The organism is Halomonas caseinilytica (assembly GCF_001662305.1).
GTDB classification, from domain to species: domain Bacteria; phylum Pseudomonadota; class Gammaproteobacteria; order Pseudomonadales; family Halomonadaceae; genus Halomonas; species Halomonas caseinilytica.
This window is the reverse complement of sequence record NZ_BDEP01000004.1, coordinates 112614-126351: the sequence shown is the minus strand read 5'-3', so window position 1 is coordinate 126351 and position 13738 is coordinate 112614. Positions and strand designations below refer to the sequence as shown.

The window sequence follows — 13738 nt, the reverse complement described above, 5'->3', positions numbered from 1 at the left end:
GTCATATGCGGTGACCGGCCTGCTTGCGGTGAGGTAGTGGCTCCTCGGCGCGATCGGCATGGCAGGCCATGCCGGACTACCGGGCTTCCAATGGATGCAAGGCGGGCCAGCCTTGATGAGTGTGAGGGTGTGAAGAAATGAGTCAGAACGCACGGGAATCGCTTTCTGCACTGATGGACAACGAGGGCGATGAGCTCGAGTTGCGTCGTGTATTGAAATCGCTGGACGATGAACCCGATGCGGCGGACACCTGGCGCCGCTACCATTTGATGCGCAGCATGCTGCGTCGCGAGAGCGACGTCGACACGAGCATCGATCTTTCGGTGGGCGTGATGGCACGCCTGGAGGACGAGCCGTTGCCGCTCGCCGAATCGGCGTCCCAGGGGCGGCGTTCCCTGCCGCTGGCGCGCAGCGCTGGTGTTGCCGCTGCGGTATCGCTGATGGTCATCACCGGGGTGCAGTTCTACAACGGAGCCTCGCCGCTCCAGGGGGATGAGGCGTCGTCGCTGGCGTCCAGTGCCGATGCCCCGGCCTCTGTCGGTGTTTCCGGTTCCGGCGGTGCCATGGCGACCAACGTTGCTGCCCCGGCTGCATCGTCCGCCAACAGTGGCGCGATGCGGGCGAGTCAGGGCCCCTCGCTGGCCGACTTGCCGATGTTCCAGTCGTCTTCGGGCAACAGCGGCCTGATGACTGTGGGCGCTGATGCCTATCCGATGATGATGTCACCGAGCCAGCGGCAGTCGATGAGCATGGATCAACAACAGGCCCGCTTGCTGCAGTCCTACCTGAACCGGCATGCCGAGGGTGCCGCCGCCAATGGCGCCGATGTCTGGATGCCGCTGCTGCGTTCCACCGGAAGCGAGCCGCTGGGGCAACGTTGATGTGGCATCGGCGGAAACGCTCGGGCCGCATTGCCTGTGTCCTGCTGGCAGGTTGTGTTGCCTTACCGGCGATGGCCCGGGAGGCGTCGACGACAGCATCTGCCAGCGAGGCCCTCGATTGCGTCGCCCTTGACGAGCAAGAGACGCCGAGTTCGGCCGAGGCCTGGTTCGTCCGCAGTCGCTGGGCGAGTCATTGTTATGCCTTTCAGGCCAGTGCGGTACGCATCGGTGTCGATGGCGTCCGGACACTGGCGCTGTCCCACGACATCGAGGATGGTGTCGAGCGCGAGGTGGCCCGTTTTCTGGATGGCCCTCCGGCGGTCCATGAGCGACGCGGCGGCGCCGCTCGGCTCGGTGGTCTCGGTGGCGAAGGGAGCCCGGAGCGTCTCGGTGCCAGGACCAGGCATCTCGAGGACTTCTATCGTCTTCGCCTGGCCGGCGAGTCGCGCATCGCCAGTCGACACGCGGTCCGTCTCGAGATCGAGCCGCTGGATGACCAGCGTTACGGGCGCCACCTGTGGCTGGATGCGACCACGGCCTTGCCGCTCAAGCAAGTCCTGCTCGACGAGCGCGGTCGTGCCGTCGAAACCTTCCAGATTACCGAGTTGCGTAATCCCCGATTGTATCAAGGGGGGATCGAACGGCTGTCACGGGACGTCGACCAGGACGAGCGCGCCTGGCGTCCTGGCTGGTTGCCTGACGGTTTCGCGTTGCAGGCTGCCGGGACATCCGAGAGTTCGCGCCCCGGTGTGGAGCAACGGATCTACGGCGATGGGCTTGCCACTCTCAGCTTGTTCGTCGAGGTCGTGTCCGGGCAGAAGCTGCTCAAGCCCGGCGTGCATCGCCTTGGCGTATCCCATGCAGCCGTGCGGCACAGCGAGCTGGGTGGGCGCCCGCGCCAGGTGGTGGTCATGGGCGAGCTGCCACCTGCTGTCCTGAAGCGAGTGGCCGAGTCCATCGAGTGGCACGGAGGGCAGAGCACTGCTGCGTCTTCCTCGGATAGCGCTTCTTCCCCGTGACCCGACATGTCTTCTGATGCAGGCGTCGTCGACCGAGCTGACAGCCATGTATCCGTGTTCCCCGGGAATATCTCAGGCTTCTGAACCTTTTCGCACCACTGTGGTTTAGAGGAATGCAAGATCCTCATCCAACCCAACCCTGTCACAGGAGTCTTTCATGACACGCATGACGCGACACCTAGCCCTGTGGATGCTTCTCAGCCTGGCGGTGCTCGCCAGCCAGTCCGCCATGGCGCAGGAGTTGCCGGACTTCACCGGCCTGGTGGAAGACGCTGCCCCGGCGGTCGTCAACATCTCCACCTCGCGTGAGGTGGAAACCCGCAGCATGCCGTTCGACCAGTTTGGCGGTCAGGAACTGCCAGAGATCTTCAGGCACTTTTTCGGTGAACGCTTCGGTGAGCGTTTTGGCGAAGGGATGCCGATGCCGCCCGGGGCCCATGGCCACAGTGAAGAGCGTCGTTCGCTGGGCTCGGGCTTCATCATCAGCGAGGATGGCTACATCATGACCAATGCCCATGTGGTCAAGGGAGCCGATGAGATCCTCGTGCGCCTCAACGATAGCCGCGAACTCAAGGCCGAACTGGTTGGCGCCGATACCAAGACCGACGTTGCCGTGCTCAAGGTCGATGCCGACAACCTGCCGACACTGACCCTCGGCAAGTCCGAGGATCTGAAAGTGGGGCAGTGGGTTGCCGCCATCGGCTCGCCCTTCGGCCTGGATCATTCAGTGACCTCCGGGATCATCAGTGCCATCAACCGGACGCTGCCGCGGGATGTCTATGTCCCCTTCATCCAGACGGACGTAGCGATCAACCCGGGCAACTCCGGCGGGCCGCTGTTCAACCTGGATGGCGAGGTGATCGGCATCAATTCGCAGATATTCACCCGCAGCGGTGGCTACATGGGCCTTTCCTTCGCCATTCCGATCGATGTGGCGATGGATGTGGCGGATCAACTGCGTAACGACGGCTCGGTGAGCCGGGGATGGCTCGGCGTGATGATCCAGCCGGTGTCCCGTGATCTGGCCGATTCCTTCGGCATGGATAAGCCCCAGGGCGCGCTGATCGCCGATCTCGATCCCGAGGGGCCGGCCGCGCGGGATGGGCTGAAGGCCGGCGATGTCATCCTCGAAGTGGATGGCCAGGCCGTGGATCGCTCCAGCACCCTGCCGCGCCTGATCGGTCGCGTGGCACCAGGAGAGGATGTCGATCTCGAAGTGCTGCGCAATGGCGAACACCAGACCGTGACCGTGTCCGTCGGTGACTGGCCGGATGCCCAGCAGAACGGCAGCGGACAGGATGGGGATGCGTCGCCGGCGCGCCTGGGGATCGTCGTCCGGCCGCTGGAGAGTGGCCAGCACGACCAGGCTATCGACCATGGCGTGCGCGTGGTCGAGGTCGATCCCACGGGCATTGCCGCCGAGGCGGGAATTCGGGCCGGCGATATCCTGGTCAGCATCGGTGAACATGCAGTGGAGAGCCCGGAGCAGCTCCGGGAACTGATCGGTGAACTGCCCGAGGATCGCTCGGTACCGGTGCGTCTGTATCGTAACGGCCATTCCTACTACGTGGCCCTGCGGCTGGCGCAGGAGTGATGAAACCTTCGCTCCATGACCAATCCTGAACAGCGACCCGACGGCCAAGGCCGTCGGGTCGCTGTATCTGTCAGGCGCATGCCGCTACAATGCGCGCATCTTTCTCGCCGCGCTCGCTCGAACGGCGGCACTGGCCAAGCCTGTACGGAGCGCGTACACGAAGCGGACCTTATTGAATGACAGACACTGATAATCGCAAGATAATCAACGGGATACGAAACTTTTCGATCATTGCCCACATCGACCACGGCAAGTCGACCCTGGCCGATCGTCTGATCCAGACCTGCGGCGGCCTCACCGAACGCGAGCTCAAGGAACAGGTTCTCGATTCGATGGATCTCGAGCGTGAACGGGGCATCACCATCAAGGCGCAGTCGGTGACGCTCGATTATCACGCTCAGGATGGCAACGTCTACCAGCTCAATTTCATCGATACGCCCGGGCACGTCGATTTCTCCTATGAAGTGTCGCGTTCGCTGTATGCCTGCGAGGGCGCCCTGCTGGTAGTGGATGCTGCCCAGGGGGTCGAGGCGCAGTCGGTGGCCAACTGCTACACGGCCATCGAGCAGGGGCTCGAGGTTCTGCCGGTGCTCAACAAGATGGACCTGCCCCAGGCCGATCCGGCCAAGGTGGGCGAGGAGATCGAGGAGATCATCGGCCTGGACGCCACCGATGCCTGCCAGGTGTCCGCCAAGAGCGGCCTGGGCATCAATGAGCTTCTGGAGCGCTTGGTGCGTGACATTCCGCCGCCCAAGGGCGATCCCGAAAAGCCTCTGCAAGCGCTGATCATCGATTCCTGGTTCGATAACTACCTGGGGGTGGTGTCGCTGGTGCGCATCTTCGACGGCACCCTGAAGAAGGGCGACAAGATTCGCATCAGCTCGACCGGGCGTGACTGGCAGGCTTCCGAGGTCGGCATCTTCACGCCGCAGCGTCGCCAGACCGATGTGCTGCGTGCCGGCGAAGTGGGCTTCGTGGTCGCCGGCATCAAGGACATCCATGGCGCCCCGGTAGGCGACACCATCATCCATACCAAGACACCGGACGTGAAGCGGCTGCCGGGCTTCCAGAAGGTCAAGCCCCAGGTCTACGCCGGTATGTTCCCGGTCAGCTCCGATGATTACGAGGACTTCCGCGACGCCCTGGAGAAGCTGGCGCTCAACGACGCCTCCCTGGATTACGAGCCGGAAAACTCCGATGCCATGGGCTTCGGTTTCCGGGTTGGTTTCCTCGGGACCCTGCACATGGAGATCATCCAGGAACGACTCGAGCGCGAGTATGACCTGGACTTGCTGACCACGGCACCGACCGTGGTCTACGAGCTCGCCATGAAGAATGGCGAGACGCGCTATGTCTCCAACCCTTCCAAGCTGCCCGACATGGCGGATGTGGAGGAAATGCGCGAGCCCGTCGTGCGTGCCAGCATCCTGGTACCGCAGGACTTCGTCGGCAATGTCATCGCCGAATGCGAGCAACGGCGTGGCACCCAACTGGACATGCTGTTTCTGGGCAGCCAGATTCAGTTGACCTATGAGCTGCCCATGTCCGAGGTAGTGATGGACTTCTTCGATCGCCTGAAGTCCATCTCCAAGGGATATGCCTCGCTCGAATACAACTTCGAGCGCTTCGAAGCCGCCAATCTGTCGCGTCTGGACGTGCTGATCAATGGTGACCGCGTCGATGCCCTGGCGGTGATCATTCATCGCGACCATGCCCACTCACGAGGACGGGCCCTGGTCGAGAAGATGAAGGAACTGATTCCCCGCCAGATGTTCGATGTCGCCATCCAGGCCGCGATCGGTGGCCAGATCGTGGCGCGTTCCACCGTCAAGGCGCTGCGCAAGAATGTGACCGCCAAGTGTTACGGCGGCGACACGACGCGCAAGAAGAAACTGCTCGAGAAGCAGAAGGCGGGCAAGAAACGCATGAAGCAGGTCGGCCGGGTCGAGATACCCCAGGATGCCTTCCTCGCCGTGCTCAAGGTGAACGACTAGGGAAGGACGAAGACAATGGATTTTGCACTTCTGCTGGTGGTGGCGGTGGCGATCACCGGGCTGATCTGGCTGCTCGACCTGATCTGGTGGCGTCCGGCGCGGCGCGCGCGACTGACCGCCAGCACCGAGGCCGGCACCACCGAGGGCATCGACCCGGCAGCGCGCGAGAAGGCGCTCAAGGACCCCTGGCCGGTAGATTATGCCCGCTCGTTCTTTCCCGTGTTGCTGGTGGTTCTGCTGCTGCGCAGCTTTCTGGTCGAGCCATTCCAGATACCTTCGGGGTCGATGCGCCCGACCCTGGAGGTCGGGGATTTCATCCTCGTCAACAAGTTTGCCTATGGACTGCGGCTACCGGTGACCAATACCAAGGTCGTCGATCTCGGTGAGCCGGAGCGTGGCGATGTGATGGTATTCCGCTTTCCGGAAGATCCCTCGGTGAACTTCATCAAGCGCGTGATCGGCCTGCCGGGCGATCATATCCGCTACGAGGACAAGCAACTCTACGTCAATGGCGAGCCGGTGCCCAAGCGCCTGCTGGAAGCTGGCCCTCCCGGAGAGCCCGATGAGTTGCTGCTGGAAGAGCAACTGGGCGAGGTGGCGCATGATATCTACAATAATCCTCGTGATCCGGGACCGCAGGTGCGTGAGCTCGTAGTGCCGGAAGGCCATTACTTCGCCATGGGCGACAACCGCGACCACTCCAACGACAGCCGCTACTGGGGGTTCGTCCCGGAGGAGAACGTCGTGGGCAAGGCCTTCGCCGTGTGGATGCACTGGGATGGTGGTCTGCCGAGCTTTACCGATGTGCGTGGTATTCATTGAGATGCCGGGAACGGCATCGTTGTCATGATATAGCAGGAGCTTCGTGAGCAATTCCCTCGATATTTTCAGCCGCCGCATCGGGCACCGCTTTTCTCAGCCCGAGCTGCTTGAGCTGGCCATGACCCACCGCAGTTATGGTGGTCGCAACAATGAACGCCTGGAGTTCCTCGGCGATTCCATCGTCAACTTCGTCATCGCCGAGGACCTCTTCCAGCGTTTCCCTCAGGCGCGGGAAGGGCAGTTGTCGCGTCTGCGTGCCCGACTGGTCAAGGGGCAGACCCTGGCCGAGCTGGCCCGGGAAATGGATTTCGGCGAGTGCCTGCGTCTGGGGTCGGGCGAAATGAAAAGCGGTGGTCATCGTCGCGATTCCATACTGGCCGATGCCGTGGAGGCGGTGATCGGCGCCATTTACCTGGATGCCGGCATGGATACCGCGCGGACCCGGGTGCTCTCCTGGTTTGCCGAGCGGCTGGAAACCATCAACCTCCAGGATACCCAGAAGGACCCCAAGACTCGCCTGCAGGAGTTCCTGCAATCCCGCCAGGTCGCGTTGCCGCGTTATGAGGTGATCTCCGTGGAAGGCGAGGCCCATGCGCAGACCTTCACTGTCGAATGCCATGTGGAAATGCTCGAAGAGCACACCCTGGGTATCGGCTCCAGTCGTCGACACGCCGAGCAGCAGGCCGCCGAACAGGCCCTGACGCAGCTCGAGAAAAAGGGAGCGCGAGCATGACCCAGACCTGTGGTTTCGTGGCCATCGTCGGTCGGCCGAATGTCGGCAAGTCGACATTGATGAATCATATCCTCGGTCAGAAGATCTCGATCACCTCGCGGCGCCCGCAGACGACGCGCCATCAGGTGATGGGGATCAAGACCGAGGGTGACACCCAGTTCATCTATGTCGACACGCCGGGCATTCATCTGCTCGAGAAGGATCGCAACAAGGCGATCAACCGTTTCATGAACCAGGCGGCCACTCAGGCCCTGCGTGACGTGGACTGCGTGATCTTCATCATTGATCGCACCCGCTGGACCGCCGAGGATCAGGTGGTTCTGGAGCGACTGGCCACGGTCGAGGCGCCGGTGATCCTGGCCGTGAACAAGGTCGATCGGCTCAACGACAAGTCGACATTGCTGCCCTGGCTCGACGAGGTGCGTGGGCGTCGCCATTTCGCCGCCATCGTGCCCGTTGCCGCCAAGCACGGCACCAACGTGGCCGAACTCGAGGCCGAGGTCGCCAGGCACCTGCCCGAGAGCGTGCACTATTTCCCCGATGACCAGGTCACCGATCGCAGCCTGCGCTTTTTGGCGGCGGAGCTGGTGCGTGAGAAGATCATGCGGCAGCTCGGCGATGAGCTTCCCTATCAGATGACCGTCGAGATCGAGGAATTTCGAGAAGAAGGACGCGTCACGCACATCAGCGCACTGATCATGGTGGAGCGGCAGGGCCAGAAGAAGATCCTGATCGGTGATCGTGGTGAGCGCATCAAGCAGATCGGGCGCGATGCCCGGCTCGAGCTGGAACGCTTGGTCGGCACCAAGGTCATGCTCAACCTCTGGGTCAAGGTCAAGCGGGGCTGGTCCGATGATGACCGAGCCTTGAAGAGCCTCGGCTATGATTTAGACTGACGCCGTTTTGGGCGTCCGATTTTCGAGGCGCGCAGCGCGTATGCGGCGGGTCTCGTATCCAGCAGTGCGCATTTCTTCAGCTTCGGGCCTGGCTCGGGGTGGCTTCTCATGCACGGCGTCCCATGACTCCTGAACCGGCTTACCTGCTTCACAAGCGGCCCTATCGCGAAACCAGCGCCCTGGTGGAATTGCTGACATTTCACCATGGGCGCGTACGGGCCGTGGCACGAGGGGTACAGCGCCCGGGCAGTCGGCTGCGTGGCGTGCTTCAGCCGTTCGCACCCCTGCATGTCACCTGGAGCGGTAGTGGAGACCTCAAGCGCCTGGCGCTGATGGAAAGCCAGGGAACGGCTGCCATGCTGGCCGGCGAGGGCCTGCTCTGCGGGTTATATGCGAACGAGTTGCTGGCTCGCCTATTGCCGGTCGAGTTGTCGGTGGACGATGTCTTCGCCTTCTATGCCGCCGCCCTCGATGCCCTGCCGCATCCGGAGGGGCGGGCCGGGGCGTTGCGACGCCTGGAATTTGCCCTGCTCGAGGCCCTGGATGCCGAACCTCGCTTTGTGGGGCCCGATGGCCAGCAACTTGACCCGCAAACACGCTACGTCTTCGATACTGACTCGCGGGCTTTTGTTCTCGGTGAGCGAGGCATCGATGGACGTACCCTCAAGCTGCTTGCGACGGGAGACTGGAGTGCCCCCGGCCTGGCCGGGCCGGCCAAGGCGGTAATGCGCGCCGCCCTGGCGCCCTTGCTGGGTAGCCGGCCACTGCGTTCACGGGAGTTGATGCATCAGCTTGCCTCCGCCCGGCTTCGTCGAGAATCGTGAGACGCGGTTTCGCCACTTGACGAGGCAAGAACGGCGCTGCGTACCTGTCAGAAAGCGGAAAATCCCATATCCTGTGTCCGTCTTCCGTCTTCCGTCTTCCATTTACAAGGAGAGTTTCATGCATCCTCCCCGCATCCTGTTAGGCGTCAACATCGATCATGTCGCCACCTTGCGTCAGGCTCGTGGCACGCGCTATCCCGATCCGGTCCAGGCGGCCTTGCTGGCCGAGGAGGCCGGTGCCGATGGCATCACCGTTCACCTGCGGGAGGATCGGCGCCATATCCAGGAGCGCGATGTGCGCCTGCTGGCGGAGGTGCTCAACACGCGCATGAATCTGGAGATGGCCGTTACCGAGGAGATGCTGGCGTTCGCCGAGGAAATCCGTCCGGCGCATGTCTGTCTGGTACCCGAGAAGCGGGAAGAGGTGACCACCGAAGGCGGCCTTGATGTGGCCGGCAGCCTGGATGCCGTGAGTGAGGCCTGCCGTCGGTTGGCGGCGGTCGGCTGTGACGTTTCGCTGTTCATCGATCCGGTGCCGGAGCAGGTCGAGGCGGCCGCGAGGGCGGGGGCGCCGACGGTAGAGTTGCACACCGGCGCCTATGCCGAGGCGACCGGTGAGGTGGCCCGGCAGGAGCATGTCCGGCTGGTGGCGGCGGCGGAGATGGCCGCTGAACTCGGGCTGGTCGTCAATGCTGGCCATGGCCTGAACTATCATAATGTCGAGGCCATCGCGGCGATTCCCGGTCTGCACGAACTCAACATCGGCCATGCCGTGATCGCGCGCGCGCTCTTCGTCGGCCTCAAGGAAGCGGTGGCGGAGATGAAGCGGCTTGCCATTGCCGGCCAGGAAGCGGGCCTGCTGGCCGCGCTGGACGAGCATGACCACGAGCACGGCGACGAGAGTTGTTGCGGCGCATGATCATCGGAGTCGGGACCGATATCGCCCGGGTGGCGCGTTTCGAGCGCGCCATCGCGCGACATGGGGAACGTTTCGTCGAGCGGTTGCTGGGCGAGGATGAGCGGGTGGACTTCCGCGACCGGGGACGGTCGGCGAATTATCTGGCCAAGCGTTTTGCCGCCAAGGAGGCCTTTGTCAAGGCGCTGGGAACGGGCTTGCGTCACGGCATGCGCTGGACCGAGATCCAGGTGGTCAACGATACGCTCGGCCGCCCCGCGCTGCGGCTATCGGGGCGCGCCGATGAGTTGGCCAGGGCGGCGGGTGTCCGCAGTCTTCATGTGTCATTGTCGGATGAAGCGGCCTTTGCGATGGCCTTCGTGGTATTGGAGAGCTGATGGCTGCCCTGTGAACGCAGGCTTGCCATGGCGGCATAAAGGTCCGGCAGCAACGGTGCCACAGCGTCGCTGCCGCGCGACCTGAGGCGAGTCTCGAGCGTCTCCACCAGCAGGGCCAGGCGCGGCACGCCGCAGTAGCGGCAGGCTCCGTTGAGGCCATGAATGGCATCGAGGAGGGCCTCGTCATCGCCTCGCTCGGCCGCGTCGCGAATGTCCGCCTCGGTTTCCTCGAGCGACGCGATCAGCTGTTCGAGCAGCTGACGGGCCACTCCCTCGCGCCCCCCGGCGAGGCGAGTGCCAAGTGCCAGGTCGATCTCGGCCAGTTCGGTATCCTCGTTGCGGATGGTGCGTGGCGCGAGGGTCGGCTCGGGGTTCTCCGTCTCGAGGCCGGCGCCGAGGTGATGTCGCAGCAACTGGGACAACTGAGCGGTATCGATCGGCTTTTCCAGCATGTCGTCCAGGCCGCTGTCCAGCAGGTCCCGGCGCTGATTATCCTGAACGTGAGCGGTGACGGCTATCACGGGGATGTGGCGCCAGTGCCCTCCGAGACGCCGCAGTGCCCGGGTGGTTTCCACGCCGTCCATGCCCTGCAGGCGAATGTCCATCAGGATCATGTCGAAGGTGGTATGCCGGGCCAGGGTAAGGGCTTCCTCGCCGCTAGCGGCCAGGCTGACCTCGATCCCGGTGCTCTGGACCAGTTCCTTGAGCAGCAGCCGATTGGATTCGGTATCGTCCACGCAGAGGATGTGCCAGGGGCGCGATGCGTCGTCGTGGGGCGTGCCGGCGGCGCTCGTCTTCCGGGGGGCAGATAGCCTCGACTGTCGAATGCGCCGGATGGCCTCGGCCAGGTTATGGCGGGCCAGTGGCTTGCTCAGGATCTCACCGCCATGGGGCAGCGGTGGCTCGTCGGGAAGGTCGGGAGGGCTGGCGTTGACCATCAGCAGCGCTGGGTAGCCGAGCCGTGCCAGTCGTGCCCGCCAGCCGCTCGAGGCGTCGTCGTGCAGTTCCTCGGCGGACAGGCCGATCAACGCCAGTTCCGCGCTGCCGACCTCGACATCGTCGATCTCGAGGGGATGGCCGCCCCAGCGCGACACGAGATGGCGCAGGGCGTGGCGTGTCGTGACATGCGGTTCCAGAATCACCACGCCGGCACCGTCCAGATCGACCTCTCGAGGCCGCTCTAGGTTGCCGTTATTGCTCAAGGGCAACGTAAAGGAGAAGGTCGAGCCCTGGTCGGGGACGCTGTCGACCTCGATCTCGCCGCCCATCTGCTCGACGAGCTGGCGGCAGATGGCCAGACCCAGCCCAGTGCCGCCGAAGTGGCGTTGATGGCTGACGGTTCCCTGGCGGAAGGCGTCGAAGAGTTGCTGCTGGCACGCCTTTGACAGCCCGATCCCGGTGTCGCTGACCGAGATGCGCAGCGTGGTCTGGTTCTGGGCGGTGTCTTCCACCGAGACGCGCACGATGACCTCGCCGCGATCGGTGAACTTGACGGCGTTGTGGACCAGGTTGGTCATGACCTGGCGGATTCGCAGGGGGTCGCCGACCAGCTCCATGGGCACGTCGTCATACACCAGTCCGAGCAGTTGCAGATCCTTCTGCTGCGCTTGTGGCGCCTGGAGGCCCAGGACTTCATCGACCAGGGCGACCATGTCCAGCGGGCGATGCTCCAGTTCCAGCCGGCCGGCCTCGATCTTGGAGAAATCGAGGACATCGTTGACCAGCATCAGGAGGTTGTCGCAGGCGCGCTGGACATGGTCCAGCCATTCTCGCTGTCGCATGCTCAGTTCCGAACGGTGCAGCAGCCGGCAGAAACCGATGATGCCGTTGAGCGGCGTGCGGATCTCGTGGCTCATGTTGGCCAGGAATTCGGACTTGGCGCGGTTGGCCTCCAGGGCGCGTCGGTGAGCCAGATCGAGTTCGATGTTCTGGACCTCGATGGTTTCCATGGATTCCTGGAGCTCCTGGGTCGCCTGCTCGACCTGGGTCTGCAGGTCGTCGTGGGCGCAGGCCAGGTGATCGCGAAGCGTGTTGAGGCGTTGCACGAGCTGGGCGAGTTCCGCCTCGCCAGGCAAGGGAAGGGGTTCAGGGGTCATGCCGGCAGCCAGGCGCGACAGGCTCTCGCTGGCTTCCTCGAGAGGTTGGCTGAGACGACGGACCGTCGAGTAGGCGACCAGGAACAGCAGCAGCCCGGCGAGCAGCAGCAACAGCCCTCCGCTGGCCAATTGGCGATAATAGGCCAGCGGCAGTGGCGAGGCGTCGATATCGAGGAGCAGACGGGCGTCGGTCGCCGGCAGCGACAAGCGCAGTCGCCATTGGGCCCCATCCTGCACCAGGGGAGTGTCGGCAGCGAGAAGCTCGGCGGGCATGTCGCGCAGACGGCCCAGCTCCAGGGGGACATGCCCCTGGGCATCCCGGATGGCCAGGGCTCTGACGTCGTCGAGTTCGAGCAACCGGGAGGCGATGGAGGACAGGCGGTCCGCATGGCCTTCGTTCAGTGCCTCGGCGAGCTCGGGGGTCAGCATCCGGGCGGTTTCGGTCAAGTGGCTGGCGAGTTGCCGATGGTGATGCCGGTCTTCCAGTTCGGCCGCCGCGAAGACGAACAGCCCGAGCAGGGTCAGCGGCAGGACGAGAATGCAGAGCATCAGGCGGGTCTTGAAGGACATCGGCGCGACTCGCGAAGGGAATGTCGTGACCCAGTATGCCACAGCCGGGGCGGATGCCTGTCCAGTCCGGTCGGCCAAGGATATAATGCGTTACAGACTTTTCCATAAGGAAGGCTGCATGCAATTCCCCACCCTGGAGGACACCATCGGCCATACGCCGCTGGTTCGCCTCAAGCGCATCACCGCCGGACGCAACAACACGTTGCTGGCGAAGCTCGAGGGCAACAACCCCGCCGGCTCGGTGAAGGATCGACCGGCGCTGTCGATGCTCGACCAGGCCGAGCAGCGTGGCACCATCGCGCCCGGGGACACCCTCATCGAGGCCACGTCCGGCAATACCGGCATCGCCCTGGCGATGGCTGCCGCCATCAAGGGCTACCGGATGGTCCTGATCATGCCGGAAAGTGCCTCGAGTGAACGCAAGCAGGCCATGGCGGCCTATGGCGCCAAGCTCATCGAGGTCAGCAAGGAAGGGGGGATGGAAGAAGCCCGAGACCTGGCCGAGGCGATGATCGCTCGCGGCGAAGGCAAGCCGCTCGACCAGTTTTCCAATCCCGACAACCCCCTGGCGCACTATCGAACCACGGCGCCGGAGCTTTGGGAGCAGACCGGCGGCACCATTACCCACTTCGTCAGTTCGATGGGCACTACCGGCACCATCATGGGCGTATCGCAGCGCCTCAAGGAATACAATCCCGAGGTGGAAATCGTCGGCCTGCAACCCGAGGATGGTGCCAGCATCGCCGGTATCCGGCGTTGGCCACAAGCGTACCTGCCCGGCATCTTCGATGCTTCGCGGGTCGACAAGGTGCTGGATATCGGCCAGTACGAAGCGGAGGAGCACATGCGTCGTCTGGCGCGAGAAGAGGGCATTTTTGCCGGCGTCTCCTCGGGAGGTGCCCTGGCCGGCGCGCTGCGTGTCGCCGAGACGGTCGAGAATGCCGTGATCGTCTTTATCGTCTGCGATCGCGGGGATCGCTACCTGTCCACCGGCTTGTTCGCCCCGGAGATCTGAG

The 13738-nt window shown here is 63.8% G+C and carries 12 protein-coding genes; 11 read left to right on the top strand and 1 reads right to left on the bottom strand.

Annotated features, from left to right (window positions below; all coding sequences use genetic code 11):
- Positions 1-137: 137 nt before the first annotated feature.
- The 10 genes from A9O65_RS02465 to acpS all read left to right on the top strand — a co-directional run bounded on the left by A9O65_RS02465 (position 138) and on the right by acpS (position 10056).
- Positions 138-881, top strand: coding sequence for a sigma-E factor negative regulatory protein (locus A9O65_RS02465; RefSeq protein ID WP_064701265.1), 744 nt, complete (start codon positions 138-140; stop codon positions 879-881).
- Entirely contained in the window at positions 881-1900 is a 1020-nt protein-coding gene (locus A9O65_RS02460) for a MucB/RseB C-terminal domain-containing protein (RefSeq protein ID WP_064701264.1), read from the top strand. Before A9O65_RS02465 ends, A9O65_RS02460 begins: the two co-directional genes overlap by 1 nt.
- Positions 1901-2057: 157 nt before the next feature.
- Positions 2058-3494, top strand: a complete 1437-nt coding sequence (locus A9O65_RS02455) for a DegQ family serine endoprotease (RefSeq protein WP_064701263.1) — start codon at positions 2058-2060, stop codon at positions 3492-3494.
- Between the two features lie 176 nt (positions 3495-3670).
- A complete protein-coding gene (gene lepA, locus A9O65_RS02450) occupies positions 3671-5488 on the top strand; it encodes a translation elongation factor 4 (protein WP_064701262.1) in 1818 nt (605 codons plus the stop codon).
- Between the two features lie 15 nt (positions 5489-5503).
- Complete coding sequence (gene lepB, locus A9O65_RS02445) at positions 5504-6310, top strand: signal peptidase I (protein ID WP_064698179.1); 807 nt, start codon at positions 5504-5506, stop codon at positions 6308-6310.
- Between the two features lie 43 nt (positions 6311-6353).
- Positions 6354-7043 carry a ribonuclease III gene (gene rnc, locus A9O65_RS02440; RefSeq protein WP_064701261.1) on the top strand — a complete coding sequence of 230 codons (690 nt, stop codon included), beginning with the start codon at positions 6354-6356 and terminating at the stop codon, positions 7041-7043.
- Positions 7040-7939, top strand: coding sequence for a GTPase Era (gene era / locus A9O65_RS02435; protein WP_064701260.1), 900 nt, complete (start codon positions 7040-7042; stop codon positions 7937-7939). The genes rnc and era overlap by 4 nt, the downstream gene beginning before the upstream one ends.
- Positions 7940-8061: 122 nt before the next feature.
- Positions 8062-8763 carry a DNA repair protein RecO gene (gene recO, locus A9O65_RS02430; RefSeq protein ID WP_064698182.1) on the top strand — a complete coding sequence of 234 codons (702 nt, stop codon included), beginning with the start codon at positions 8062-8064 and terminating at the stop codon, positions 8761-8763.
- A 118-nt stretch (positions 8764-8881) separates the two neighbouring features.
- On the top strand, positions 8882-9682 hold the full coding sequence (gene pdxJ / locus A9O65_RS02425) for a pyridoxine 5'-phosphate synthase (RefSeq protein ID WP_064698183.1): 801 nt from the start codon (positions 8882-8884) through the stop codon (positions 9680-9682).
- Positions 9679-10056, top strand: a complete 378-nt coding sequence (acpS, locus tag A9O65_RS02420; protein WP_064698184.1) for a holo-ACP synthase — start codon at positions 9679-9681, stop codon at positions 10054-10056. Before pdxJ ends, acpS begins: the two co-directional genes overlap by 4 nt.
- On the opposite strand, the gene A9O65_RS02415 is transcribed toward acpS, so the two are convergent.
- Positions 9996-12722 (bottom strand): ATP-binding protein, encoded by a 2727-nt coding sequence (locus A9O65_RS02415; protein WP_064701259.1) that lies wholly within the window; start codon positions 12720-12722, stop codon positions 9996-9998. The genes acpS and A9O65_RS02415 overlap by 61 nt on opposite strands.
- 118 nt (positions 12723-12840) lie before the next feature.
- On the opposite strand from A9O65_RS02415, the gene cysM reads away from it, so the two are divergent.
- Entirely contained in the window at positions 12841-13737 is an 897-nt protein-coding gene (gene cysM / locus A9O65_RS02410) for a cysteine synthase CysM (RefSeq protein WP_064698186.1), read from the top strand.
- Position 13738: the final 1 nt, after the last annotated feature.